Source organism: Nitratidesulfovibrio vulgaris str. Hildenborough, assembly GCF_000195755.1.
In the GTDB taxonomy this organism is placed as follows: domain Bacteria; phylum Desulfobacterota; class Desulfovibrionia; order Desulfovibrionales; family Desulfovibrionaceae; genus Nitratidesulfovibrio; species Nitratidesulfovibrio vulgaris.
Window position 1 is genome coordinate 1,813,413 of record NC_002937.3, and the last position, 25,115, is coordinate 1,838,527.

The window sequence follows — 25,115 nt, forward strand, 5'->3', positions numbered from 1 at the left end:
GCTATGTTGAACACAGCCAGCTTCCAGACACGCGCCCGGGCCATAGACCACCTAGGCCGTGGGCAGATAGCAGACGCCCCCACCGCCATCAGCGAACTATGGAAGAACGCCTACGACGCATACGCCCGAGGCGTTGAACTACACATTCACTCTGGCAACGTCGTCGTCGCCTCTATCTGCGACAATGGGCACGGCATGGATGCCGAGACCCTTAGCTCGAAATGGCTTGTGGTTGGCACAGAGAGTAAAGTCGCCTCTCCCGTCCCTGTAGAAGACCGCTTCGGTCTGCCAGAACGTGCCCGACTTGGTGAAAAGGGCATCGGCCGGCTTTCCGCTGCTTTTCTGTCTCCCGTCACACTTGTTGTCAGCAAACGCGTAGGGCAGCCCTATGCTGCCCTGCTTGTAGACTGGCGCTTCTTCGAGAACCCATACCTGTTCATCAACGACGTTAGGTTCCCCCTTGTCGAATTCGGAGAACTTAAAGAGTTTCCTGCGTTGTTTGCGCAGATGTTCGAAGAACTCAAAGCCAATCTGCAATGGGGCTCAGCCTCACCCCATACCGCCCACCTCGCTGCCGCATGGGACAGGTTCGACGCCATAGAACGCGAACAAAACCCCAATGCCCCCACAACCCGAGAAGCCATTCTGTCACTCTCCCCTGAAGGGCTCATCAAATGGGACCACTTCTCTCCTTGGTGGCAGTTGATGCACAAGGCAGTAGAGGGTGACGACGTACACGGCACCGCACTTTTTACTATCGGCGCGAATACCGAACTTGCATGCTGGGTCACTGACGACGAATATGAAAGCCCAGATATACAAAAGGTCAAAGAAACTCTGACCGAAACACTGGTCAGTTTCGTCGACCCGTTTGAAGACACTCCCATCGCCTTCGACTATGCCGTAGTCGTTCACAAACCCGGCAAAGCTGACTTCATTCCCGTTTCTTCCGAAGAAGTTTTTGACATCCAAGAGCTTCGTAGCCTCGAACATGTCATCGAAGGCGAATTTGACACCGCTGGCAACTTTCAGGGCAGAATAACGGCTTTCGGCAAAGACCGTGGCGAATGCTTTCTGCCATCTCCATCAGTTTTCACACAACGTGGCAAGGATAGCGTCGGGCCATTCAGGTTTTGCCTTGGCACGTTTGAGCAAGACAAAAAGAACACTACACACTCAGACGAAGAATTCGAGTATCACTCGAGTCAAGTTAATAAATATGGCGGGATATGCATCCACCGTGATGGTCTCCGGGTCATGCCCTATGGGCGTGAGGATGGGGACTTATTTAGGATGGAATTCCGCCGTTCAAAACATGCTGGACGAGAGTTTTTTGTCTATCGCCGCAGCTTCGGTCGTTTGGCGATTACCAGTCAGCACAACCCCAACCTCAAAGATAAGGCTGGCCGTGAAGGACTGGTTGTCAACAAAGCCCGCCGTGAATTCGAACGACTTGTCATCAATCTGTTGATGTATGTTGCACGCGAATATTTTGGAACGGCATCCACTATCCGCAATCAAGAACTCCCTGGCATTCAGAAGGCACGCCAAAGGCAGATGCGGGCAGCAGAAACGGCCCGCAAGCGCAACCAGAAGAATTTCGTCCGGGCACTCAAAGAGAAGTTACCCTTGGCGCTTGAAGCCAGCACGCGGGCAGAAGCCGGGGCTGACAAACTGGAACAGACCCTAGCATGCAAAGCGTACGACGACCTGCCTGCCATCAAGATGGAACTCGACGCATTGCAGGGGCTGCGCGACGACCTGCGCATCCCCAACCGCCCAGATGAGCTTGGTAGCCAAGAAGAAGACTATAGAAGATACCGCGATGCCTATGCCTTGTTCTGCGCCACCATTGACAAGCTCAAGTCCATGCTCGCCCGGTGTGAGGCAGAAGGTCTGCTAGGCGACCCTAAACGTATCGCCACATCAAAGTTCTATAGCAACGAAGCGCGCATCTCCAGCCAGATAGGCAAAGCCCTGTCTACCATCACCTCTAGCCTAGATGCGCTACGCACCACATGGGAAGAGAACGCCAGAGAAGACAGAACGGCGTACCGGCGCAAGTCCACGGAATTCGTCAGCATGCTCGAAGCTGGGCAAGGCTTGACCCCGGTACTCGACTACCTAGACAAAGTACACACCGAACTCAGTGACGAACTGAACCTCAAATACGACGGCATCATCCATAGCCTAGAACAACTCGTCGAAGGTGTAGACCTTGAAGGTGCCTTCTTTCATGTAGATGAGGTGAACCGGTCGCTTGAAGAAAAAGTATCCATGCTCAACTCTGTGGCACAACTCGGCATCAGTGTCGAAATCATCGGCCATGAGTTAGAAGCACTCGAATCTCAGGTCACGCGCTACCTCAAACTTATGCCCAAAGAGGTGCGCGCCCTCAAAAGTTACACCCTTGCGTTCGAAGCGCACCGTGCCCTTGTAGACCGACTGCGATTTCTGGCACCTCTGCGAAAAACTTCGTACCGCAGCCGCATCGCCATCTCGGGTAAAGAGATTGCCAAGTACGTCAAAGAGTTCTTCGGCACCACATTCGAGCAATGCCGCATCCAGTTCGAAGTTACCCCTGCGTTTGAAGGTTTCTCCATCAGAGACCTACCATCCCGCATCTACCCCACCTTCATCAACCTTGTGAACAATGCTCTCTACTGGGTGCAACGTGGTGAAAGAAGGATAATCCGCCTCGACTTTGTGCAAGGCAAAGCCATTGTCGCAGATAGCGGACCGGGTGTTGATGAAGACGACCAGAAGCACCTGTTCGAATTGTTCTTCACAAAACGAACCAACGGGCGCGGTGTGGGGTTATACCTCTGTCGCGAAAACCTTGCAGTTGCCCGCCACAGCATCCGCTACGCAACAGATAATGACCCCGAAGTCCTCGAAGGGGCTAACTTCATCATCGAATTCCACGAGGTTGAACATGTCTCCCGCTAATGCTGCAATCATCGATGAAGCCTACATATCCCCCATCAAAAGCATACTTTTTATAGACGACAAATTTCCAACTCACGCAGACTTGCTCAAGAAATCGCTCACCACCGACACAGAAGAAGAGCATATTGAAGCAAACCTGCGCGATATTGCTACTGAAAACCAATTTGACCATGAAGAAGACAACACTCACAATGGAAATATAGACATCGAAGAAATACAAGAAGAACATGACCGTAGTATAGATGAGCATGTCCTACGATTAACACAATCTTGCAGGGAAAATGGCTACATATTTGACGTAGAAAACAACCTCGAATGCATCGAAAGAGATGAATATGCTTTTATAAACAAATCAGACCTTGTTGTGCTAGACTACTTCCTAACAGAAGGTGAAGATTCATCTCACGCTCTTAAAATAATACATAGCCTTGCACAATCAAAAAGATACAATCTAATTATCGTCCATTCTACAAAAGAAAAACAAGACGTTGCATCTGAGATTTTATTCTCAATGAAGAATATTACGTATGAAAATACCGAACGCGAAGAACTCGCGAATGCCGCTGCTATAGAAGCTATTGTCAATGAAAACATACGTCATATACTAGACGGCTCAGAAGAACATATAAAAACGATATGCAGCCTTGCTGGTTCAGCATCAAAAGAAAAGGTCATTTATTTCACAAATCAAATAATTAGTAATAATTTTCGGAGTACAACAAAATCTAAATCTGACCTCGTCTTACAAAGCGATATCGCTTCAAGCACCACTCCATGGATAGCTGCAAAAAATGCTTTTATTGTTGTCACACAAAAAGATATAGCTTCTGAACAAGACATCAATAACCTCATACAAGAGCTGAAAACTGCGCTTACGGAATACGACCCGGGAATCATCACAAAGGCACTACATAAATTTGCAAATATATCAAAAGAAAACATTTACGAGATTCTTAACTCATCATTCTCAACACCAGAAATCCGTGCTGCGGCACTATTAACAGCCCTTAACGGAATTTCAAGCATAGAGACACATCCTCACAAGGCTAACATTATCGCAAATAGAATCACACATGCCATACTTTCTGCAGCAAGCACAGGCATTGCATCTAAAGCAGACCAGTTTTGCATAAACTGCATTGACTCGCTACAAATAGAAAATGAAGCCACAATCCATAGAGCTTGCACTACTGCTGAGAACGCAAACTGCACCATGGATAAAATCTTCCTTCATGCAAACGCCATGGCTTGTTGCGAACAAAAACCTCACCACTACATAACTACAGGCAGTATCTTTACGCAGGAAGACAAATCATGGATGTGCGTAACACCATCGTGCGACCTGGCTCGAGGTGAAGACTTTAACGCAAGCAAAATAATATTTATAGAAGCCATTAAGCTTACTAAAATTACTGATAGCAACAGAATAGCAAAGGCACTCAAAGATGCTCATAAAGGGTTATATATTTTTGTAAAGACTACGACAGGCGTAGATGTGTACTCTCCATACAACGATAGTAAACCGAATCTACACATTGATAACTTTTTTATTCGTGGAACAACATTTCTCACCATTGACGACACTATAAGGCTATACACGGTTGAAGCTGACGAAGTGGGATATTCCGTCATGTCTCAACAAAGCAACGTCATTGCTCAACTCAGGCCAGACTACGCAAGCAGATTCCTGTCAGAAAAAGGCGCGTGGAAATCCCGCATCGGGGTCGACTTCTTTCAGTATAAACCAGAGTAGCACATACCCCTCGAATCGATTCCTGCCCCGCTCCGGCGGGGCTTTCTTCTTCCTATTCCTGCTGCAATTTTACTAAATCGTCTTTCTTGTATATCCATATCTGCACACCATCTATGACAGGTGCTCCTATGGGTATTTCCGCACTCTTCCTGTTCTGTCTCATTCTTGGTGGCGGCTTCTACGCCGGGGTTCAGTGGCAACAACAGCGCACACCTCCCCGTGTGCCTCCCGCGCAGCCCGCGCCCCCTTCATACTCACCCCCACCCTACCTCGAAGACCAACCGCCCCCGCGCCGACAGCCAGCCCGACGCAAGGCAGACTGGCCATCCTCTTCTAGCCGTCAAACAGAACCAGAACGCTACGAGGCCAAGCTGCGAAGCGACCCGGTGTTGCTCAACACACTTAAGGCCGAACTTATGGCACGAGAGCACCACCTCATGCGGGTGCTCAACAACTTCATCGAGGGCAACACAGGCCAGCACATGCAGGCCGACCCGTTCTACCTCTACCCAGAGATTGCCAGCACCAGCCCGGAAGAATTCCTCAACACGCTGGGCACACGCCTTCAGCACACCAACTTCCCCGACCTAGCCGACGACGGTAAGGGGTGGGTCTATGTTCTTGCAAACTATGCCATGCCCGGTGTGGTCAAAATCGGCTATTCCACAAAGCCAGCCCTACGCGCCGCAGAGCTATCCGTCTTGCGCACCGTAGATGAGAACGGGCTTAGCGTGACCAACCGGACATCACTCCCCCGCCCCTTCAAGCTCCAATTCTGTGTGTTGCGCCCTAACGCTCGCGCTTCAGAGCAGTACATCCATGAACTGCTCGCCCCCTACAACATACGGGAAGAAGGAGGTATGGCAGGTACGGAGTTCTTCGCCCTGTCAGTAGAGCAAGCTTACGACGCGCCCTACTACACCTTCCCAGATGAAACCTTCCACTTTGCCGCCTTTCACGACTCATGTTTCTTCTTCGGTAGAAAGGACGACACATTACAGTGAATCTTTAAATATGAATTAGGAGGTGCTTATGAATCTTTATGATCGTTTTTTTAACGGAGAAATTCAATTGTGGAAAACGTATTGGATTGGATTAGTTGCCGTCAACGTCATCACCCAACTCATTATTAAAATATTGTCCAACGCAAATGCTAATTTTATGCTGATATTGATCATGAGCATATCACTGCTCCTATGGTCAGCAGCAGCCTTAATTGCCACATGGAGAAGCGCAAAAAAGTATACAGGTTCTATTTATTTCAAATCATTAGCACAAATCGCTGTTGTATTTGGGTGGATATCTCTTTTCGCAAACTGCAGCGCAGTGCTTGTATATTTTAAAAATCAGTAGCGCACGCTGAAACGATAAAGGCAAACTCAGTCTCCCGCTGCCCCGCTCCGGCGGGGCTTTCTTTCGCCCACTCTGTTTACTCCATGAAACTTTTTCTGCCTTTTTTTGTTTACTATAAGAAACAATCTCCACATCAGCCACTCACCACGAGCCGAACACGGCGCGCCTGCGGGCCGCCAAGTAGGGGGAACCGGGGCGGGGCGGTTGGTACCGTCGGGCGACAGGGAAACAGGTAACGCCGGGCAAGCGGTCGCGGGCTCACCCTCCCAATGAGGATGCGGGGGCACCGGGCAACCCAACCGGGCCAGAACCTGAAACGAACGAGGCCCACACAGACGGTCGGCACGATGAAACGCCAAGGAGGACTCTCATGGACGCGTATGCCTACAGCATCAGAGACAAGGCAAAGACCCTCGCTTACGAAGCAAGACGCTTCCCTGCGGCAGCGGAGACAGCCCTAGCGTGGCTCGACAGGGCAGAGGCTTTTGCAGAACGGCGTGGCCTTTTCCAGTTGGCGGACGAAATCCGCCTCGCCGCAGCAGAAGCGGCAACGGCGGGAGCGTCTGGCTGGTTCGACGTACCACAGGAGCAAAGCCATGCAGCAGCGTAGCATTGCCCCTAGCACCACCTACGCGCCCGCCCCCGTTGCGATAGCAGCCCACATCATTCGCTACCGCAGCGCCCACACGGGCCGTGTCTACACAGGCGCATCCCTTACCGAAATCTTCAAGGCCGTGCGGGCCGATATGGAGAAGCGCCATGCAACAGCATAGCCTCACGCGCCGCACGCTCTGCGCCGTCGCCATGCTCGCGGCCCTGTTCTGCCTCTATGCCGCTGGCGACGCTCTCTCGGGGAATGCGCTGTGACCCGCGAAGAGTTCGACGCTGCGTTCGACCGCATCTACAGCATCACAGAGACGACAACACAGGTCGCGTTGTCAGAGGTGCTCGGCATCCGGCAATCCAGCGTGTCTGATGCACGCAAGCGCAACTCCATCCCTGGGGCATGGCTCGTCACGCTGGTCGACCGTTTCTCCGCAAACCCGGCGTGGATCCTCACAGGCGAGGGGCCACGCTACCTGCTGCCCAGCGACTCGCGCGACGAGATGACCCTCTCAGAAGAGACAGTCGCGAAGATACGCGCCGAAGCCATCGCAGAGGGCCGACGTGCCGCCATCAACGACCTGAATACGGATGACGTCTTTACGCTTGTGCGCGAGCGCCTGCCGCAGGGCACGGTGCTACGCTACTCAGGCGAGGTTACGGCATGAAGACCGCCCCACGCGGGGCGGATGTGGCCCTCGTCGTCACCTTCCCCCTTGGGGTGGTCGGCCTGTTGCGAACAGAAGCGGCCCTTATCGGTGGCAGCGTGGCCGAAGTCATCGCCCTGCGTGTCATGTCCAGCCTCGCTGCAGAAGACCTGCTCGGCAAATGCGAGCAGTGCGGCGCGCCACTCATACCCGGTTATCCGGGCAGCATATGCCCGGCGTGCGACCCCGCATCCACATAGCGAGGCCGCCATGCTGAAACTCGGGCAGGTCGTCGAAACCCGTAAGAGGCGGTGCGTCATCACCGCAAAGAACGGAAGCCATCCGTGGATGTTCACGGCTTCCCCTCTGCGCGAAGACGGCACGGTCAACGACGAGCGATGCGTCATCGTCGATGCGCGCCGCCCCGTCTACACCGAAACGGAGTGCGGCATGCAAGCCATGCTCCCCGTGTGGGGCGAAGCGACCACCCAAGAGGAATGTAGCCCCGCCTAGCCCTCCCACCACCTGCGGCGACCAGCGCGCCTCCTTCCTGCGCGCTGCAACCTCCACCGGTCGCCGCAGGTATAGGCGAGAAGGCGACATGGCCAGCGGGCGTGGCGTACACGATTAACGCTCAAAGACGAGGAACGAACCATGCAACAGACGCAAGACCAGTTCGACGAAGCAGTCACCAAGGCATTCCGCGATGCGGCGGAAACACAGCGCATCCTGTCCTTGCCCTACATCACTGCCACAGAGGCAGCCAAGGTCTACCCCATCGGCAAGTCCACGCTCGACAAGATGCGCGCCAAGAGGACGGGCCCCGTGTACTTCCATGTCTCCGGCAAGGCCAACGCCTTTTATACCCACGAAGACATCCGCACGTGGCTCAACAAGCATCGTCAGCGGGTGATGTAGGCAACTCGGGCAGCAACGCCATCGCGTCGTGTTTCGTGTCCGGAGATAGCTTCGAATACCGCTTCGTCATCTCAAGCGATGAGTGCCCCATCAATACGGCTATCGTATAGAGGGGCACTCCTCGTTGGGCGAGCCACGAACCGAACGTGTGCCGCAACGTGTGAAAGACGACCTTGTGCCGGGCATCTGTCACGCCGTCGTTGAAAAGCTCATCAGCAACGCGCGAGAACACGGACGAGATGTATCGAACCCTTCCGCCACCTCTCTGTACGAAGACGAATTCCTTCGCATCCCGGCCAGCGCATCTGGCAGCGAGTATCTCTTTCACACCAGCCGTCATATAGGCGGCCCTCGTGCCCGCCTTCGCGTCCATGACGTCGATGACCCCGTCCGCCACGTTCACATGCCCCACCTGTAGGCCCAGCACCTCGCCAAGCCGCATGCCGGTGTAAAGAGACAGGTACGCGATGTCGTGCCACTGACGGCTGCGCCTGTGGAGTGCGTGCAGCAGGCTCGCCGCCTCCGCCTCGGTCAGAAAGCGGAGACGCGCCGCATCGACCTTGGGCATCTCCACCCCGTCGGTCGGGCTCGTGCCGGTGTAGATGCCCCACGCCACGCACTTCCTGTAGACCTGCCGCACCAGCGCGATTGCATGTCGTATCGTCTGTGGCGACCGCCCCTTCTCCGCCATCGACCGCTTGAGCTCCTCGATGTGGATGGGCTTGATCCTGTCCATCTTCGCATCCCCGAAGAGAGGGGCGATGTGGTGCTCGAAGTACCCTCGCATGTGACTTTCAGACGACTTGCCTTTGGCATGAACCGTCAAGTATCGCTCCAGGGCATCGCGAAAGACAGGCATCTCGTCGCGTGCGATGAACCGCCCGGCCTCGACCTCCTTGACCCGCTCAGCCCGCACACGAGCGGCATACGCGGCGTTGACGCCTTCGCTCTTACGCCCTATTGTCTCCCACACTTTCTTGCCGCCATGGCGGTAGGCTATGTCGAAGGCGATGTCCTGCTTGCCAGACACCCGGTGAATCACGAGTCTTTCGTATACTCCCGGATACTTAGTAGAGCTTCGCTGACTGGCCATAGGTTCCTCCCGTGCTACCACCCTGCTACCACACGATGGAATTCCGGGGCAATGCGGGGAACCGCAAGAAAACGTAACAACCTGTTATCAAAAGAATTGAACACACGAAGACGGTACAGGAATCAGCTGAAAACGGCCTTTAAGCGCCTCCTAAGCGCTAGGCCACAAGTTCGATTCTTGTCAGGCGCACCATGACTCCAAAAGGCCGTCTCCTCGCGCAGGCGGCCTTTTTTCTTTGCAGCACGGACACGCTCCCGTATTGCCGAGCATGAGTATGCCGTTGCTTCGGCTATTCTGGTGCGTTAGAGTCCACAAGCGAACACATCCACAACGTGCGAGGCCTTCATGCCCCATCTCCGCTATCTCATCTGCCTTCTCGGCACTCTACTCCTCACCGCATGTGCGCCGGCCCAGCGCGGTGTTTCAGGCAACACATTCATGTCCCGGTCGCCCGAGTTCACCTTTGTCACACCGAAACTCGAGCCGAGGTATTCCGCAACGATTGATGCCATCCTCGCGCAGACGGGCTTCAACAAGGCACCACTCACCTACATGGTCAGCGAGGGCGAGGTCGAAGGTACACGCGCCGCTGCCATCGTCATCGTAGCCGAGTCCCCCGGAGGCTGGCGCTGGAAACAACTCACCCCCTCGGCAGCACATCTCCTTGGCGTCTCACACCGGGTGACCATCGCGGGAAAAAGCTTCAACGCCATCAGCTTCAGATATGAGAAAGGGCAGGACTGCTTCGGCATATCCAAAGGACGAGACTGGATAGTCAGACGATTCACGCGCCTTGAACGACACGACAGCCAGCAATTGTTCATCGAATACCGGGAATACTCCCCCGGCCACGCCACAGCCGACCGGCTGCACGACTTCGAAGAAAGGGCACAGCAGGCATTTGAGCTTTCGTTCAACGCCCCTTCAAGCAAACTCGTGTTCGACTCCCTTGCCGCAATGCCGGGGCTTTCCCCGCTTCATATCGGAACGCTGATGGGGCCGATGGAGAGAATTCCCCTCCCGTTGTACACACCGAAAACAACGCAGAGATAGCACCGCATGAAACGCGCCGATGAAGGTCCTCGGCGCGTTTCATGTATGAATCCGCAGGGCACTCTGCCCAACACCACGCAGACATTTAGGATGACGGCCACGCAGATAAAGACGCTACGGCGTGCCCTTAACAAGGGAGGCTTTAACGCGCCATGCGAGGCTTATTACTCGGTCTTACTCACATCACACTGCGACGGTTCAACTGTCTCTCCACACCCTCCGACCGGGGTGCCCCCAAACGCACCGACCTTCCATGGAAGAAGCTCACGGGCAGCCTCAAGCGCATGACGTTCCACAGACTGGAACCATGCCTCATAGCCTTCAGTGATGCGACGCCCCTCGTCGGTCAGGCGATAGCCATCGCGATTGCTCCCCTGCTTCTCGACCAGCTTGCAGCCCAACGCCTCTTCGGAATGCTTGAGCTTTCCCCATGCGGCCCGGTATGACATGCCCAGCGATTCTGCGGCTTTCTTGAGGGAACCGCACTCCTCCACCTTACGCAGCAGAAGAACGCGCCCCATGCCGAACAGCATGCCCCCCTCCCTCTCAAGCCAGAGATGGAGACGAATTGTGACATCCGTTGACGAGGTGTCCTGGCTGAATAACGATGATGTTCTAACAACACCAGATTGCGGTGGGGGCATAGCGCCTTGCCTCTCGATCGATGTCTTTTGTGACATAATGAGCACCTCAAAAAAACCGCCTCCCGAAAATGACGGAACGCGGCTACAAACCGACGCGTAACCACGCCCCCCAGCACAGGAGGTAGCGTGGACGCCTCATTGCATACACCAAACGATGCAGCCTGAACAGCGTTGCCACAGCTGCTTGCGAGGACACTGCCCAGTCAAAAACAAGTAGTTATCGCAGAGTTTTGACGGAGAAAATGAAAGCCATCCCCGCTGACTTGGAATCCAGTGGCGGACAAAAAGAAGAAAACGGGGCCCCCCCGCTGCTGCGAAGGGGCCTCATGGTCAATGCTTGAGACTCTTTGTGTAAAGAAAGAAACCGATGACTCCGAGAATCACGACTGCTGCGACGATACAACCAAGGTCAGCGAGACTCATGACTACCTCCGCGGAATTTCCGCAGGTTCCGGCAGGCGGCTTATGTCGTCCACCATGTTCGCCCTGTGCCAGGGCAACGACCGGCCATATGCCGGTTCACCGTATTACGCATGATGTCCTAGTGCCTTCCCGTAGAATGCCACGAGGTGGGACACGACATCATAGTCACGTCTGAACCCTGAAAGCTTCAATCTGGCCAATCCATGGATTGCACCGAGAATCATGAATGCCATTTCATCTGTATCGCTGCAGATAAAATCGCCTGATCTCACGCCAGATTCGAGAGTATCGAGAATCGCCATGAACAGGTGTTCATAGAAACCTAGCGACGGCCCCCCCCGTCCACCTACGACTTCCACACCTCCCGCCACGCAATCGACACTGACGGCATGCAGAAACAGTGCATCCTGCTGGCATTCATCGATGAACCGGAAGTGATGGACGAAGATTGCCGCAAGACGCTCAGGCGGCGGGGCAAGACCTGCCGCCGATTCGAGACCCTGCATGTAACTGCCTTCGATTTCGGAGGTAATGGCAGAGAGAGCGGCGTCTTTTGATTTGAAATAATAGAAGAAAAGCCCCTTGGCCAAACCCGCTTCGGCAGTGATGCGCGCAACGGTGGTAGCGCGTGCACCTTCGGCGGCAACGAGTCGTTTCGTGGCATCAAGAAGATCCTGACGGCTTTGCATGACGGCTCCTTGACCAAGTGGTCAATCTTGACCGTATGGTCAACAAAAATGACGCCCGACGTCAAGTGAAAAATAGAACAATAGGACTGCGCCGATCGAAGTGCTTGCATCTCTTGGCAGGTACAACCTTTCGGGTTATCCATCAGATACTGGGTGAACACGTACCCGCACTGCACTACAAATCCTGCTACGCCAGCGGTGACGCCTGACGTATGTGACGTTGGTCAGCACACGAACAAGGAGCAATCATGCGCGCCATCGGCAATCTCATCTGGTTTCTTTTTGGTGGAGTATTCATGGGGCTGGCATGGTGGCTGGCGGGGCTGCTTGCGCTCATTTCCATCGTGGGCATTCCTTGGGCACGAGCCTGTTTCGTTATCGGCGGTTTCACCTTCTTTCCTTTCGGCAAGGAAGCCATAGACCGTGAAGACCTCACGGGCAGAGGGGACATCGGAACCGGGGTGCTTGGAACCATCGGCAACGTCATCTGGTTCCTCTTTGCCGGGTTATGGCTCGCACTCGGCCATGTCGCCTCCGCCATTGCCTGCGCCCTGACCATCATCGGCATCCCCTTTGCGTGGCAGCACCTCAAGCTTGCAGGCATCGCACTTGCCCCTGTCGGAAAGACCGTGGTTCCTGTGGAAGTCGCAGATGCCGCTTATCGCTCCAATGCCGAACGCACCATCTACGACATGCGCCGCCGCTGATGGATGAAGTCCCCATCTCCGGCTGATCGAGGCCTCGCCTTATCATTGCCCGGACATGCAGACGCACGCTCATCTCCTGATGGGCGTGCGTCTGCACGATAGTGGCAGGTGACCGGTGGGAACAAAGCGCCCTCTCCGAGGCAGGCTTGTCGTTCATGTTCCTGCAGGTCGCTGACCGTACAGCCCCCCCACGTACCCTCTTTACCCTGCCCATATGGCTTGGTTGCAGCCATCCGATTGCCGCATACCAATTCTCCAACACATTGAATCGTCTCGCTACGATAGATAAAACCTCTACGTATAAAGCCCTCACATTGGTAACACGTATTTGACAAATGTGACACGCAAGACTAAAAGAACCGTGGGCGAACCCGCCCTACCTCGTAACACACAGCCCGAACAGACAATCCACGGGCACAGGATGCGGCGATGGATGTGCTGGTTATCACGGGGCTGAGACAAAGACGCGTAGCAACGCATTCACAGCTGAAAGCCGACCATCCCGACGACAGCATTCTGGCGAATGTGGGGGGCATGGCAATCCATGCCTCACCGGGTGATGATGCACACCCTGGCCCTGCGGCTGGCTTGTACGCACGGTCGCCCTCCCCTCACTCCATGACTGCCCCGTCCATTCTTACTCCCTCTTGCTTTTCTGGAAGAACCGTTCCATACCGCCCGGTTCCGGACACCAGCTCTTCGCACTCGTGCAGAAAACCGGCTGAGCACAATCCCGGTTCCAGAGGCACGTTGCCGGGTGTCCGCACGACAGCAGACCCATGCGGAGGACACCATGTCCAGTGAACGGTGCAAGCGCGTCGGTGTCGTCGCCATTCTCGTGCGCGACCCGGCGAATAACGCTGGGGCGGTCAACACCATCATCAGCGACTTCGGCAGGCTGGTCATCGGCAGGATGGGAGTGCCCTACCGCGAACGCGGCGTGAGCATCATCTCCCTGCTTGTCGATGGCGATACGGATGAACTGGGAGCGATGACCGGCAGGCTGGGCAATCTGCCTGGTGTCCGGCTACGTACGCTCCTGCTGACCGACGACGCGGCTTAGCCCCGCCGTCGCGGTGAGGAGACCCGCATGGCAGAGATGAAGGCTACCTGGCTGGACGACGCCGCACTGGAAGCGACGCTCGAGCGCAACGCTCAAGAAGATGCGGTGAAGGCCCGCGAGGTCATCGCCAAGGCAAGGCTACTCGGCGGACTCGACCTTGACGACGTGGCAACGCTCATCGCCCTCCGCGACCCCGAACTCGTAGAGGAGATGTTCCAGACCGCCCGCGACGTGAAGGAAGAGATCTACGGTAACCGCCTCGTGCTCTTTGCGCCGCTCTACATCTCGAACCTGTGCTCCAACGAATGTCTCTACTGTGCCTTCAGACGATCGAACACCGAACTCGATCGCAAGGCGCTGGACATGGATGCCATAGCCGACGAGACACGACTCATCGTCCAGCAGGGCCACAAGCGCATCCTGCTTGTAGCGGGCGAATCGTACCCGCGCGAGGGCTTCGACTACGTGCTGCGCGCCATTGATGCCGTCTATTCGGTACACGAGGGCACAGGCGAGATACGCCGACTCAACGTCAACGTCGCCCCTCTCACCGTCGAGCAGTTCCGCAACCTCAAGGCCCGCGACATCGGGACATATCAGCTCTTTCAGGAGACGTACCACCGGGGCACCTACGCGAAGGTGCATCTGGCCGGCCCGAAGAAGGACTTCGACTGGCGCGCCACCGCCATGGACCGTGCCATGGAAGCGGGTATCGACGACGTGGGTATCGGACCGTTGTTCGGCCTGTACGACTGGCGCTTCGAGGTACTCGCCACCCTGCGCCACGCACAGCACCTTGAAGAGGCCTTCGGCGTGGGATGTCACACCATCAGCGTGCCTCGTCTCGAACCCGCCTGCGGTTCGGACATGGCGTCGAACCCGCCAAGGCCCGTCTCCAACGCCGACTTCATGCGCCTTGTCGCCATCCTTCGGCTTGCCGTGCCGTATACCGGCATCATCATGTCCACGCGCGAAAGCGCCGAGATGCGTACACAGACGCTGGCCCTCGGCGTTTCACAGATATCTGCCGGCAGCCGCACGAACCCCGGCGGCTATGCCGAGAACGAACGCGAAGAGGCAGCCCAATTCCAGCTGGGCGACCACAGGTCGCTTTCGGAAGTGATCGCCGATGTGGGCAGCATGGGGTACATCCCCTCGTTCTGTACCGCCTGCTATCGCATGGGCCGCACTGGGCACGACTTCATGGACCTCGCCAAACCGGGGCTCATCAAGCAGAAGTGCGGGCCCAACGCCCTCGCCACCTTCAAGGAGTACCTGCTCGACTACGGCACTCCCGAGGCGCGGGCCGTGGGCGAATCGGTCATCGCAGCCGACCTCGGCAAACTCGACGAGAAGACGCGCCGTGTGGCTGAACGACTCATCGCCCGTGTGGACGAGGGCCGTCGGGATGTCTTTGTCTGATCAGGACGCCATCCGCATCGAGCACGACTTGCTCGGCGACTGTGCGGTTCCCCGCACGGCCTTGCACGGTGCGCATACGCAACGGGCGCTCTCCAATGTCGCCCTCAGCGGCCGCCCGTTGCACCCGGAAATCATCAGGGCATTCGGGGCCGTGAAGCGTGCCTGTGCACGTACCAACATGAACCTCGGCCACCTCTCCCGTGAGGTGGCCGAGGCCATCATCATGGCATGTGATGAGCTTGAAGATGGCGGGTTGGGCGAGCACATCGTGGTCGACGCACTGCAAGGCGGCGCTGGCACCTCCGCCAACATGAACGTCAACGAAGTGCTGGCGAACCGCGCCGAAGAGATGCTGGGCGGCACGCGAGGCCAGTACCAGCTTGTCGACCCGCTGGCGCACGTCAATCTGCATCAGTCCACCAACGATGTGTTCCCCACGGCAGTGCGGATTGCGGCATTGCGTCTGCTGGCGCGACTCGAACCGGCGATTGCCGCACTCCAGTCCGCATTCCAGACGCACGAGGCATCGTTCGCGCAGGTGGTGCGGCTGGGGCGCACCCAGTTGCAGGATGCCGTGCCCATGACATTCGGGGCAGCCTGTGGCGCGTGGGCCGAAGCCCTTTCGCGGGACAGGTGGCGCGTGTTCAAGTGTTCGGAGAGACTGCGCGTCGTCAATCTGGGAGGAACCGCCATCGGCACCGGCATCGCAGCCCCCCGAAGCTACATCCTCTCTGTCGTGGACAGGTTGCGTGAAGACACGGGCCTGCCTCTCGCAAGAGCAGAAAACCTCATGGACGCCACACAGAATGTCGATGCGTTCGTCGAGGTGTCTGGCATACTCAAGGCCCACGCCTCGAATCTGCTCAAGCTTTCCTCCGACCTGCGCCTGCTGGCGTCGGGGCCGGGTGGCGGCATCGGCGAGGTCGTACTCCCGCCCGTCCAGGCCGGGTCGAGCATCATGCCCGGCAAGGTCAACCCGGTCGTGTGCGAGACCGTGGCACAGGCGGCCATGCAGGCAACGGCCAACGACCTTGCCATCACCCTGTCCGCCCAGCACGGTCAGCTTGAACTGAACGCCTTCATGCCGCTCATCGCTGATGCGCTGCTGCATGGCATCGAGCTTCTCACGAATGCCTGCGACCTGTTCCGTACGCGCTGTGTCGAAGGGTTACACCCTGATACGGAAACCTGCGCCCGGCACGTTTCCACATCGACAGCCACGCTTACGGCACTCGTTCCTGAAATCGGCTACGCCGCCGCCTCTGAAATGGCCCGCCACATGCGCGAACACGGCACGGACGTCTTCGGGGCTGCCAAAGCGACAGGACTCATCGACGAAGACCGGCTTGCAAGGCTGCTTTCTCCTGAACGTCTCGTGGCACTGGGGTACAGAGGATGACCGCCATGCAGCGCGATGAACTTCTGTATCTGCTCTACGAAGCCCCAGAACAAGAGCTTTTCGCACGGGCCGACGCTGTCCGGCGCACTCACAAGGGTGAACATGTCTTCGTACGCGGGCTGATCGAATTCTCCAGCCATTGTGTACGCGACTGTCGCTACTGTGGCCTTCGGCGCTCCAACTCCGCAGCGCACCGCTACAGGCTCACCCCGCGTGAAGTCATCGACGCGGCCCGTCTCGCCGTCGCAGGTGGCGCAGACACCATCGTCCTGCAATCAGGAGACGACCTCGCCTGCGAGGCGTCGACCATCGCTGCGATGATTCGCGGCATCCGGGAGGAACTCGGAGTGGTCGTCACCCTCGGTTGCGGCGAACGCCCCCCACGCGACTATGCCCTGTGGCGTGAAGCCGGGGCCTCGCGATACCTCATGAAGCATGAGACCGCAGATGCGGCCCTCTACGCAAGACTGCATCCCGGCAGGACACTGGAACAACGGCTAGAAGCGCTCCGCACGCTGCATGGACTCGGCTACGAGATAGGCTCCGGCTTCATCATCGGCATACCGGGGCAGATGCCCGAAGTGCTCGCCGATGACATCCTTCTGGCGCGTGAACTCGGTGTGGAGATGTGCGGTGCCGGGCCGTTCATCCCACAGGCGCAGACACCGCTGGGTGGCGAGCCTCAAGGGTCCACCGCCCTGGCGTTGCGGGTACTGGCCGCGCTGCGCATCGCCCTGCCCGACGCGAACCTTCCGGCGACGACGGCACTAGCCACGCTCGACCCCATCGGCGGGCAACGTGACGGACTGCGCGCCGGGGCCAACGTACTCATGCCGGGTTTCACTCCTGACACACACCGGGCTCACTACCGCATCTACGACAACAAACACCGCGTGGGTATGGACGAGGCACGCGCAGCCATCGAAGCTGCGGGCCGCACACATAGCCTGCGACGCGAGGCATGACCCCATGCAGGACACCCCCAAGGGACTGCGACTGCACATAGGCATCTACGGACGCCGCAATGTCGGCAAGTCGTCGTTACTCAACGCGCTGACCCGGCAGACCGTGTCCATCGTCTCCGCCACTCCCGGCACCACGACAGACCCCGTGGAGAAGACCATGGAAATGGCCCCCATCGGGCCTGTGGTCTTCATCGACACGGCTGGCATCGACGATACGGGCGACCTCGGCCTCATGCGCAGCGACAGGACGAGGCAGATGTTCGACCGCACCGACCTTGCGCTGGTTGCCAGCGAGGGCGATGTATGGGGAGACTATGAACGCGACCTCGTCGCGGCATTCCGGGAACGCAAGATACCCGTCATCGCAGTGCTGACAAAAGGCGATGAGACTCCTGTCGCGCAGACCGTTCGCCAATCACTTCTGGCCGAAGGCATCGAATCGGCGGCGGTGTGTTCCACAGATGGTCGCGGCATCGACGCGCTGCGTGCCCTCATGGCCCGCATGGCCCCGGAACATGCCATCAGCCAGCCAGCCCTTCTTGCCGACCTCGTGCCTGCTGGCGGGCTTGTCATCTTCGTCGTCCCCATCGACCTCGGAGCCCCCAAGGGAAGGCTCATCCTGCCGCAGGTGCAGGCCATTCGCGACATTCTCGACGGCGACGCCATGTGCATGGTCGTCAAGGAGCGCGAACTCCGCCCTGCCCTCGACCGTCTCACGCAACCGCCCGACCTCGTGGTGTGCGACTCGCAGGTGGTGCTGAAGGCCGCAGCCGACACCCCGCCCGGCATCCCCCTGACGACCTTCTCCATTCTCATGGCACGGTTCAAGGGTGAACTTGAGACACTTGCACGCGGGGCAGCGGTCATCGAGACGCTCGCCCCCGGTGACCGGGTGCTTGTGGCAGAGGCGTGTACCCACCATCCACTCGCCGACGACATCGGCAGGGTGAAGATACCCCGCTGGCTGCGCCAGTACGCCGGGGGCAACATCCACATCGACACCTTCGCAGGCAAGGACATGCCTGCCGACCTTTCCGGCTACCGCCTCATCATCCATTGCGGTGGCTGCGTCATCACACGCGGGCACATGCTGGGGCGAATGCACGCCGCGGCTGCGGCGGGAGTACCCATGACCAACTACGGACTCGCCATATCACTCACGCAAGGGGTGCTGCACCGCGCCCTTGGCCCCTTCCCTGCGGCACAGGAGGCATTCGACTCCATACCGCGGGGCTGACAGGATGCTGCAACACATAGGGCAGAATCTCCGCAGGCAGAGCAATGCCCTTCTGATATTACAGACAGATACAAGCCGGGACATGCTCCCGGCAACGGCAGCGAGGCATACCGCCCGCGCCTGCCAGAACCTGTAACGACGGAGGATTGCAGATGAGCCGTACCGTCATGGAGCGCATCGAATATGAGATGCACACTCCGGACCCCAAGGCCGATCCGGACAAGCTCCACTTCGTCCAGATCGACGAGGCAAAGTGCATAGGCTGCGACACCTGTTCGCAGTACTGCCCCACCGCCGCCATCTTCGGCGAAATGGGCGAACCGCACTCCATTCCCCACATCGAGGCGTGCATCAACTGCGGCCAGTGCCTCACGCACTGCCCCGAGAACGCCATCTACGAGGCACAGTCGTGGGTGCCTGAAGTCGAGAAGAAGCTGAAGGACGGCAAGGTGAAATGCATCGCCATGCCCGCCCCCGCCGTGCGCTATGCACTGGGCGACGCCTTCGGCATGCCCGTCGGTTCCGTCACCACCGGCAAGATGCTCGCGGCCCTGCAGAAGCTCGGCTTCGCTCATTGCTGGGACACCGAGTTCACCGCTGACGTGACCATCTGGGAAGAGGGGTCCGAGTTCGTGGAACGCCTCACCAAGAAGAGCGACATGCCGCTGCCGCAGTTCACCTCGTGCTGCCCCGGCTGGCAGAAGTATGCCGAGACCTACTACCCCGAACTGCTGCCGCACTTCTCCACGTGCAAGTCGCCCATCGGCATGAACGGCGCACTGGCGAAGACCTACGGCGCAGAGCGGATGAAGTACGACCCCAAGCAGGTCTACACCGTCTCCATCATGCCCTGCATCGCAAAGAAGTACGAAGGGTTGCGTCCCGAACTGAAGTCCAGCGGCATGCGCGACATCGACGCCACGCTGACCACCCGTGAGCTGGCCTACATGATCAAGAAGGCCGGTATCGACTTCGCGAAACTCCCCGACGGCAAGCGTGACAGCCTCATGGGTGAATCCACCGGCGGTGCCACCATCTTCGGCGTCACCGGCGGCGTCATGGAAGCGGCACTCCGCTTCGCCTACGAAGCCGTCACCGGCAAGAAGCCCGACAGCTGGGACTTCAAGGCCGTGCGCGGTCTTGATGGCATCAAGGAAGCCACCGTCAACGTCGGCGGTACCGACGTCAAGGTCGCCGTGGTGCACGGGGCCAAGCGGTTCAAGCAGGTCTGCGACGATGTGAAGGCGGGCAAGTCGCCCTATCACTTCATCGAATACATGGCCTGCCCCGGCGGCTGCGTCTGTGGCGGCGGTCAGCCCGTCATGCCCGGCGTGCTCGAAGCCATGGACCGCACCACCACCCGCCTTTACGCGGGCCTGAAGAAGCGCCTCGCCATGGCGAGCGCCAACAAGGCATAGGAGGAAACGCCATGCAGATAGCCAGCATCACCCGGCGCGGCTTCCTCAAGGTCGCCTGCGTCACGACGGGCGCAGCCCTCATCGGCATTCGCATGACCGGAAAGGCCGTTGCCGCCGTCAAGCAGATCAAGGACTACATGCTTGACCGCATCAACGGCGTCTACGGGGCGGATGCCAAGTTCCCCGTTCGCGCCTCGCAGGACAACACGCAGGTCAAGGCTCTCTACAAGAGCTACCTTGAGAAGCCTCTCGGTCACAAGTCGCACGACCTGCTGCACACGCACTGGTTCGACAAGTCCAAGGGCGTCAAGGAACTCACCACGGCAGGCAAGTTGCCCAACCCGCGTGCTTCCGAGTTCGAAGGTCCGTACCCCTACGAATAGCGCCAGAACGTATACGGAAGGCATAAACGCACATCCGTGATGCCGGAACCGCCTGCGGCGAGGGCCTCTTGGCCTGACCTCAGGGCGATTCCTCCGGCAACGCAGATGCATCTGCCCCACGATCTCATGACACGAAGACACTTAAAGTAATACATTACTGTTTTCGTGAAGCCTGTCCCTTGTGGCGCGGCGACAGAAAAGCCCCCCGACGCGCAGCGCAGGGGGGCGGAAAACGTCAGCACCTGTCCACGATCAATCAGAGTCGCCCCGTACCCGCCTGCCAAGGGTCATCTCATGCCAGATGTCGCGCATGGTGTAGGCGACTTCGCTCTTGCGGTCGCCATACCGGGTGTGCAGCAGACGGTGAGACAAATTCGAACAGGGCTCGCCAAGGAATGATTCGTAGACCTTGCCGATGAGCGGATTGTTGTGCGACTGCCGCAGTGCGTTTTCCGCATCGAGCGAGAAAAGGGCGGCACGTCGCGCCTGCGCGTTGGGGTTGTAGGCGCGCTTCGACCTCGGCTGACCGCCTCCGTCCATGCATCCACCCGGGCATGCCATGACCTCCACGAACACATGGTCGGCCTTCCCTGCAAGAACCGCCTCGACCATCTGCCGGGCAGCCTTGAGCCCATGCACCACGGCGACCTTCACGGAACCGTTACCCTCACCAAGCGGGACGACAGCCTCACGCACGTTCTCGTATCCGCGCAGGGCATGCAGTTCTACTGGGGCGAGTTCCTTGCCGTTCAGCACATGGTAGACCGTACGCAGTGCCGCCTCCATTACCCCGCCTGTCGTACCGAAGATGACAGCCGCCCCGGTTGCCCGCCCCATCAGGGGGTCGTCGCAGGGCGAGGGTTCGAGTCCGGCGAGGTCTATGCCCTCACGCCGGAGAAGACGGGCGAACTCACGCGTGGTGAGCACTGCGTCCACATCCCGGACACCGTCGCGCCTGAATTCGGGCCGTGCGGCCTCTTCCTTCTTCGCCGTGCAGGGCATCAACGATACGACGCGCATCCTCTCCGGTGCGACGTTCATGGTGCGCGCAAGATAGGTCTTGGCCAATGCGCCAAGGCACTGCTGAGGCGAGCGTGTGGTCGAGACATGCGGCAGGATGTCGGGGAGGTGCTTCTCGGCGAAATTCACCCAGCCGGGGCAGCAGGAGGTGAAGAGCGGCAGCTTCGCCCCGCCCCGAAGACGTTGCAGGAGTTCGGTGCCCTCCTCCATGATGACGAGGTCGGCTGCGAAGTTGGTATCGAGTACCACGTCTGCCCCGAGAAGGCGCAAGGCCGTGGGCACCTGCCCTTCCACGCTTGAACCGGGAGGCAGCCCGAACTCCTCACCGAGGCCCACCCGCACCGCCGGGGCGAACTGGAACACGGTGACGATTTCGGGGTCGTAGAGATAGTCGATGACACGCTCCACGTCGTCCCGTCCAGCCAATGCCCCCACAGGGCAGACCAATGTGCACTGGCCACAGCCCACACAGTCGGACGCACTCTGGCTACGATTGTGCCGCAGCCCGATTTCGGTGCCGATGCCGTTTCCCGTCACCACGAGGGCATCGACGCCCTGTACGTTGCGGCACACGGCGACACAGCGCAGGCACCTGATGCACTTGCCCATGTCGCGCACGACGGACGGCGAAGAGACATCACGGGTGCGGCTGCGGGCATAGTCCGGAAAATGGTGACGCGTACCGGTAAGACCCACGAATTGTGCCACATCCTGCAACTCGCAGTCTCCATGACGGGCGCAGGCTGCGCAGTCATGGTCATGGTCGGCCAGCAGCAGTTCGACCTGTAGCCGCTGCATCCTGCGTACTTCAGGGGTACGCGTGAAGATGCGCATTCCCTCCTCGACGGGGGTCGTACAGGAGGTGACAATCTGCGGCCCGGCCTCCTTGTCACGCCATATCTCGACCAGACAGACCCGGCACGTCCCGGGTGCATGACCGATGTCGGCAAGTTCGCACAACGTGGGAATGAAGTGCCCGTTCTCGCGTGCGGCCTCAAGTATCGTCCTGCCCGGTTCACACCGGACTTCCTTGCCATTGATGAACGCGTTCATGTGCTCTCCGCTTCGTCGGCCCGTCAGTCGTCGCACTGCGGGATGGCGGCCTCGGTGATGACAGAATAGACGCGGTAGCAACGCAGACAGCGTCCGGCCTCGTGATAGGCGTCCTCTGCGGAGATGGGACATTCCACCTCGTCGAACAACTGCCTGCGGTAGGCGGGGTCGAGTTCCTGTGCATGGATGCGGTACAGATGACGAACCGGAGTATCGACCCACTGTTGCGACAGCGGTTTGAAATCACGGATGATACGGCGCATCCGGCTTCTGGGAAAGAAGCGGACCCTGCCGTAGCGCAGATAGTCGTCGATGCTCCGCGCCCCCTTGAGGCCGGTCGCCATGGCCTGGATGAGCGTTGAGGGGCCCAAGGCGCAGTCGCCCCCGGCAAAGACACCGGGCCGCGTCGTGGCGAGAGTGGTCTGGTCGGAGACGACGCGACCTCGCGCGTCGACATCGACGCCGTCCTCCGGCGAAAGCGCGGTGCTGTCCATCTGCTGGCCGATGGCGGGGATGAGGGTATCGCAGGGTATGACGCGCCCCGACCCCGACACCGCGACGACGCCGCGCCTTCCTCGCGCATCGGGCTCGCCCTCGCGCATGTCCACGACCTCGACACCGACGACACGGTCACGGGTCACGCCTGCGGAGTCCACCATCTGTCTGGTGATGATGCGCACCGGGTTGGTGAGGTAGTGGAAGACCACGCCCTCCTTCTCTGCGGCCTCTATCTCCTCATGGTCGGCAGGCATGGCGTCGCGTGTGCGACGGTAGACAAGGTGCACCTCACGTGCGCCGAGGCGCAATGCGGAACGGACACAGTCCATGGCGACGTTGCCGCCCCCCACGACCACGACCACCCCTGACAGCGAAGCGTCGGCTTGCGATTCGACATGGTCGTGCACTCGCAAGAGAAAGTCGATGCCGGGCTGGTATCCTTCAAGCGATGTATCCTCCCCCTCAATGCCCAGAAGGCGTCCTTCCGGGCAACCAAGGGCGAGAAACACGGCCTTGTATCCCTGCTCACGGAGTCCATCGAGCGAGACATCGTGCCCGAGACGCTGTCCATAGAAGAACCGCCCTCCGAGACGTTCGACGATGTCGGTCTCCGTACGGAGGACATCCTTGGGCAACCTGTAACTGGGAATGCCGCATGCAGCCATGCCCCCCGCCTCGTTACGCGCCTCGAACACGTCGACGGGGTAGCCGTTGAGAAGCAGGTGATAGGCGCAGGATATGCCGGCAGGTCCGGCCCCCACCACTGCCACCTTGAGGTGGCCGGGTTTTCTGTCACGTACGATATCAGGAGAGAACCAGCCCTGCGCAAGGTGACTCTCATGGTCGGCGACGTAGCGTTTGAGAATCTTGATGCCAACGGGCTCATCGACCAGCCCGCGTCGGCATGCCTGTTCGCAGAACCGCACGCACACACGGCCACAGGTCGCCGCCATGGGATACTTCTGCAGGATGACCCCGAGCGAATGCGAGGGCATGCCGTCACGTATGTAATCGATATAGCGGGGGACATTCACTCTGGCGGGACAGGCTTCGATGCACGGTGCCGTGACATAGCTCATGCCGTGCTGCTGTCCGCTCGCCGTGCGCGCCCCTTCAACGAGCATATCCTGAAAGTGCTCAAGCGCGCCGCACAGTGCCACAGTGCACGTGCGCCCGAGGCCGCACAATGAAGTAGAGCGTACCTGTTCAGCGAGTTCGACCAAAGTGCCCAGACCGCCAGAACCGACACCATCACGCAGCAGGGCGGCGAGGCTGTCGCGGATGATACCCGTGCCGACACGGCATGGCGTACACTTGCCGCATGACTCGCGGGCGGCCCTTTCCATATACTGCCACAAGGCATCGAGCAGATTCACACCCGGTTCGAAGACGAAGAACCCTCTATCTCCGACAAAGGCGCGAATGGAGTTGCCCTGATTGAACGTATCGAACCCTTCGAACCCCGGCGCATCCGGTATCTCGAAAAGCGCCTTTCCCCTGTTGTCGTGGACGGTACCGTCCCAGATTCCGTAGATGACACGTGCCATGCAGCTTCCGTAAAACCCCTCGCGGGTATGAGTATGGATACGGCAAAAGACGAGACAGGTACGTCGCAAAACCCCGAAACCGACTTCTACCTATGAGCAGGGAAGAAAGAAAGCCTGAAAACCTGCCATGGAAACCCTTTGCTTACTCCACATCAGATATGTGGCTGTGCTATGCTGCACTGAAAAGAATCGTCACCCGCCACCGCCATGCCGGGACGCCTCTCATCTGGCGCATGGCGAGAGGCACCAACGCCTGCGCATCTGTAAAGAAATGCTTC

Annotated in this window: 24 protein-coding genes; 19 read left to right on the forward strand and 5 right to left on the reverse strand. The window is 58.5% G+C overall.

From position 1 onward, the window contains the following. Positions 1-3 precede the first annotated feature (3 nt). The 10 genes from DVU_RS08305 (at position 4) to DVU_RS08350 (ending at position 8,223) form a co-directional block, all read left to right on the forward strand. Complete coding sequence (locus DVU_RS08305) at positions 4-2,949, forward strand: sensor histidine kinase (protein ID WP_010939035.1); 2,946 nt, start codon at positions 4-6, stop codon at positions 2,947-2,949. Beyond that, positions 2,936-4,702, forward strand: coding sequence for a response regulator receiver domain (locus DVU_RS08310; protein ID WP_014524394.1), 1,767 nt, complete (start codon positions 2,936-2,938; stop codon positions 4,700-4,702). Before DVU_RS08305 ends, DVU_RS08310 begins: the two co-directional genes overlap by 14 nt. Before the next feature lie 437 nt (positions 4,703-5,139). After that, positions 5,140-5,706: a GIY-YIG nuclease family protein gene (locus tag DVU_RS08315; protein WP_164928131.1), complete on the forward strand. Its 567-nt coding sequence runs from the start codon at positions 5,140-5,142 to the stop codon at positions 5,704-5,706. A 28-nt stretch (positions 5,707-5,734) separates the two neighbouring features. Beyond that, on the forward strand, positions 5,735-6,055 hold the full coding sequence (locus DVU_RS08320; protein WP_014524392.1) for a hypothetical protein: 321 nt from the start codon (positions 5,735-5,737) through the stop codon (positions 6,053-6,055). A 370-nt stretch (positions 6,056-6,425) separates the two neighbouring features. Then, complete coding sequence (locus DVU_RS08325) at positions 6,426-6,665, forward strand: hypothetical protein (RefSeq protein WP_010939040.1); 240 nt, start codon at positions 6,426-6,428, stop codon at positions 6,663-6,665. After that, positions 6,652-6,828, forward strand: coding sequence for a hypothetical protein (locus tag DVU_RS08330; protein WP_014524391.1), 177 nt, complete (start codon positions 6,652-6,654; stop codon positions 6,826-6,828). The genes DVU_RS08325 and DVU_RS08330 overlap by 14 nt, the downstream gene beginning before the upstream one ends. Positions 6,829-6,918: 90 nt before the next feature. Further along, positions 6,919-7,326, forward strand: a complete 408-nt coding sequence (locus tag DVU_RS08335) for a helix-turn-helix domain-containing protein (RefSeq protein WP_010939042.1) — start codon at positions 6,919-6,921, stop codon at positions 7,324-7,326. Beyond that, entirely contained in the window at positions 7,323-7,565 is a 243-nt protein-coding gene (locus tag DVU_RS08340; protein ID WP_010939043.1) for a hypothetical protein, read from the forward strand. The genes DVU_RS08335 and DVU_RS08340 overlap by 4 nt, the downstream gene beginning before the upstream one ends. A gap of 10 nt (positions 7,566-7,575) precedes the next feature. Further along, a complete protein-coding gene (locus DVU_RS08345; RefSeq protein ID WP_014524389.1) occupies positions 7,576-7,818 on the forward strand; it encodes a hypothetical protein in 243 nt (80 codons plus the stop codon). Between the two features lie 141 nt (positions 7,819-7,959). After that, positions 7,960-8,223: a hypothetical protein gene (locus DVU_RS08350; protein ID WP_010939044.1), complete on the forward strand. Its 264-nt coding sequence runs from the start codon at positions 7,960-7,962 to the stop codon at positions 8,221-8,223. Here DVU_RS08350 and DVU_RS08355 read toward each other — a convergent pair. After that, positions 8,195-9,316 (reverse strand): tyrosine-type recombinase/integrase, encoded by a 1,122-nt coding sequence (locus tag DVU_RS08355; protein WP_010939045.1) that lies wholly within the window; start codon positions 9,314-9,316, stop codon positions 8,195-8,197. The two genes, DVU_RS08350 and DVU_RS08355, sit on opposite strands and share 29 nt — an antisense overlap. 345 nt (positions 9,317-9,661) lie before the next feature. Between DVU_RS08355 and DVU_RS08360 the strand changes: the two genes are divergently transcribed. After that, positions 9,662-10,369, forward strand: coding sequence for a DUF4851 domain-containing protein (locus DVU_RS08360; RefSeq protein WP_010939046.1), 708 nt, complete (start codon positions 9,662-9,664; stop codon positions 10,367-10,369). A gap of 164 nt (positions 10,370-10,533) precedes the next feature. Here DVU_RS08360 and DVU_RS08365 read toward each other — a convergent pair whose 3' ends face one another. Beyond that, positions 10,534-10,902, reverse strand: a complete 369-nt coding sequence (locus tag DVU_RS08365) for a winged helix-turn-helix domain-containing protein (protein WP_010939047.1) — start codon at positions 10,900-10,902, stop codon at positions 10,534-10,536. A gap of 638 nt (positions 10,903-11,540) precedes the next feature. Further along, entirely contained in the window at positions 11,541-12,125 is a 585-nt protein-coding gene (locus DVU_RS08370; protein ID WP_010939048.1) for a TetR/AcrR family transcriptional regulator, read from the reverse strand. 248 nt (positions 12,126-12,373) lie between these two features. Between DVU_RS08370 and DVU_RS08375 the strand changes: the two genes are divergently transcribed. The 8 genes from DVU_RS08375 to DVU_RS08410 all read left to right on the forward strand — a co-directional run bounded on the left by DVU_RS08375 (position 12,374) and on the right by DVU_RS08410 (position 20,719). Then, positions 12,374-12,832 (forward strand): YccF domain-containing protein, encoded by a 459-nt coding sequence (locus DVU_RS08375; protein WP_010939050.1) that lies wholly within the window; start codon positions 12,374-12,376, stop codon positions 12,830-12,832. Between the two features lie 793 nt (positions 12,833-13,625). Next, on the forward strand, positions 13,626-13,895 hold the full coding sequence (locus tag DVU_RS08380) for a TM1266 family iron-only hydrogenase system putative regulator (RefSeq protein WP_010939052.1): 270 nt from the start codon (positions 13,626-13,628) through the stop codon (positions 13,893-13,895). Between the two features lie 27 nt (positions 13,896-13,922). Beyond that, on the forward strand, positions 13,923-15,317 hold the full coding sequence (hydG, locus tag DVU_RS08385; RefSeq protein WP_010939053.1) for a [FeFe] hydrogenase H-cluster radical SAM maturase HydG: 1,395 nt from the start codon (positions 13,923-13,925) through the stop codon (positions 15,315-15,317). Continuing rightward, positions 15,304-16,716 carry an aspartate ammonia-lyase gene (locus DVU_RS08390; RefSeq protein ID WP_010939054.1) on the forward strand — a complete coding sequence of 471 codons (1,413 nt, stop codon included), beginning with the start codon at positions 15,304-15,306 and terminating at the stop codon, positions 16,714-16,716. Before hydG ends, DVU_RS08390 begins: the two co-directional genes overlap by 14 nt. 5 nt (positions 16,717-16,721) lie before the next feature. After that, positions 16,722-17,681: a [FeFe] hydrogenase H-cluster radical SAM maturase HydE gene (hydE, locus tag DVU_RS08395; protein ID WP_014524386.1), complete on the forward strand. Its 960-nt coding sequence runs from the start codon at positions 16,722-16,724 to the stop codon at positions 17,679-17,681. Between the two features lie 4 nt (positions 17,682-17,685). Next, positions 17,686-18,918 carry a [FeFe] hydrogenase H-cluster maturation GTPase HydF gene (gene hydF / locus DVU_RS08400; protein ID WP_010939056.1) on the forward strand — a complete coding sequence of 411 codons (1,233 nt, stop codon included), beginning with the start codon at positions 17,686-17,688 and terminating at the stop codon, positions 18,916-18,918. A 152-nt stretch (positions 18,919-19,070) separates the two neighbouring features. Further along, positions 19,071-20,336: a [FeFe] hydrogenase, group A gene (locus tag DVU_RS08405; protein WP_010939057.1), complete on the forward strand. Its 1,266-nt coding sequence runs from the start codon at positions 19,071-19,073 to the stop codon at positions 20,334-20,336. An 11-nt stretch (positions 20,337-20,347) separates the two neighbouring features. Then, positions 20,348-20,719: an iron hydrogenase small subunit gene (locus tag DVU_RS08410; protein ID WP_010939058.1), complete on the forward strand. Its 372-nt coding sequence runs from the start codon at positions 20,348-20,350 to the stop codon at positions 20,717-20,719. 252 nt (positions 20,720-20,971) lie between these two features. On the opposite strand, the gene DVU_RS08415 is transcribed toward DVU_RS08410, so the two are convergent. Both DVU_RS08415 and DVU_RS08420 read right to left on the reverse strand, forming a co-directional pair. Then, positions 20,972-22,792 carry a 2Fe-2S iron-sulfur cluster binding domain-containing protein gene (locus tag DVU_RS08415; protein WP_010939059.1) on the reverse strand — a complete coding sequence of 607 codons (1,821 nt, stop codon included), beginning with the start codon at positions 22,790-22,792 and terminating at the stop codon, positions 20,972-20,974. Between the two features lie 23 nt (positions 22,793-22,815). Further along, on the reverse strand, positions 22,816-24,837 hold the full coding sequence (locus tag DVU_RS08420; RefSeq protein ID WP_010939060.1) for an FAD-dependent oxidoreductase: 2,022 nt from the start codon (positions 24,835-24,837) through the stop codon (positions 22,816-22,818). Positions 24,838-25,115: the final 278 nt, after the last annotated feature.

Bases quoted from the DNA above. Each gene is read 5' to 3' on its own strand.
- DVU_RS08345 (WP_014524389.1), top strand. From the start codon at position 7,576: ATGCTGAAACTCGGGCAGGTCGTCGAAACCCGTAAGAGGCGGTGCGTC.
- hydG (WP_010939053.1), top strand. From the start codon at position 13,923: ATGGCAGAGATGAAGGCTACCTGGCTGGACGACGCCGCACTGGAAGCG.
- DVU_RS08310 (WP_014524394.1), top strand. From the start codon at position 2,936: ATGTCTCCCGCTAATGCTGCAATCATCGATGAAGCCTACATATCCCCC.
- DVU_RS08370 (WP_010939048.1), bottom strand. From the start codon at position 12,125: ATGCAAAGCCGTCAGGATCTTCTTGATGCCACGAAACGACTCGTTGCC.
- DVU_RS08340 (WP_010939043.1), top strand. From the start codon at position 7,323: ATGAAGACCGCCCCACGCGGGGCGGATGTGGCCCTCGTCGTCACCTTC.
- DVU_RS08350 (WP_010939044.1), top strand. From the start codon at position 7,960: ATGCAACAGACGCAAGACCAGTTCGACGAAGCAGTCACCAAGGCATTC.
- DVU_RS08320 (WP_014524392.1), top strand. From the start codon at position 5,735: ATGAATCTTTATGATCGTTTTTTTAACGGAGAAATTCAATTGTGGAAA.
- DVU_RS08315 (WP_164928131.1), top strand. From the start codon at position 5,140: ATGCGGGTGCTCAACAACTTCATCGAGGGCAACACAGGCCAGCACATG.
- hydE (WP_014524386.1), top strand. From the start codon at position 16,722: ATGCAGCGCGATGAACTTCTGTATCTGCTCTACGAAGCCCCAGAACAA.
- DVU_RS08390 (WP_010939054.1), top strand. From the start codon at position 15,304: ATGTCTTTGTCTGATCAGGACGCCATCCGCATCGAGCACGACTTGCTC.
- DVU_RS08420 (WP_010939060.1), bottom strand. From the start codon at position 24,837: ATGGCACGTGTCATCTACGGAATCTGGGACGGTACCGTCCACGACAAC.
- DVU_RS08305 (WP_010939035.1), top strand. From the start codon at position 4: ATGTTGAACACAGCCAGCTTCCAGACACGCGCCCGGGCCATAGACCAC.
- DVU_RS08365 (WP_010939047.1), bottom strand. From the start codon at position 10,902: ATGCTGTTCGGCATGGGGCGCGTTCTTCTGCTGCGTAAGGTGGAGGAG.
- DVU_RS08415 (WP_010939059.1), bottom strand. From the start codon at position 22,792: ATGAACGCGTTCATCAATGGCAAGGAAGTCCGGTGTGAACCGGGCAGG.
- hydF (WP_010939056.1), top strand. From the start codon at position 17,686: ATGCAGGACACCCCCAAGGGACTGCGACTGCACATAGGCATCTACGGA.
- DVU_RS08325 (WP_010939040.1), top strand. From the start codon at position 6,426: ATGGACGCGTATGCCTACAGCATCAGAGACAAGGCAAAGACCCTCGCT.
- DVU_RS08380 (WP_010939052.1), top strand. From the start codon at position 13,626: ATGTCCAGTGAACGGTGCAAGCGCGTCGGTGTCGTCGCCATTCTCGTG.
- DVU_RS08405 (WP_010939057.1), top strand. From the start codon at position 19,071: ATGAGCCGTACCGTCATGGAGCGCATCGAATATGAGATGCACACTCCG.
- DVU_RS08355 (WP_010939045.1), bottom strand. From the start codon at position 9,316: ATGGCCAGTCAGCGAAGCTCTACTAAGTATCCGGGAGTATACGAAAGA.
- DVU_RS08375 (WP_010939050.1), top strand. From the start codon at position 12,374: ATGCGCGCCATCGGCAATCTCATCTGGTTTCTTTTTGGTGGAGTATTC.
- DVU_RS08330 (WP_014524391.1), top strand. From the start codon at position 6,652: ATGCAGCAGCGTAGCATTGCCCCTAGCACCACCTACGCGCCCGCCCCC.
- DVU_RS08360 (WP_010939046.1), top strand. From the start codon at position 9,662: ATGCCCCATCTCCGCTATCTCATCTGCCTTCTCGGCACTCTACTCCTC.
- DVU_RS08410 (WP_010939058.1), top strand. From the start codon at position 20,348: ATGCAGATAGCCAGCATCACCCGGCGCGGCTTCCTCAAGGTCGCCTGC.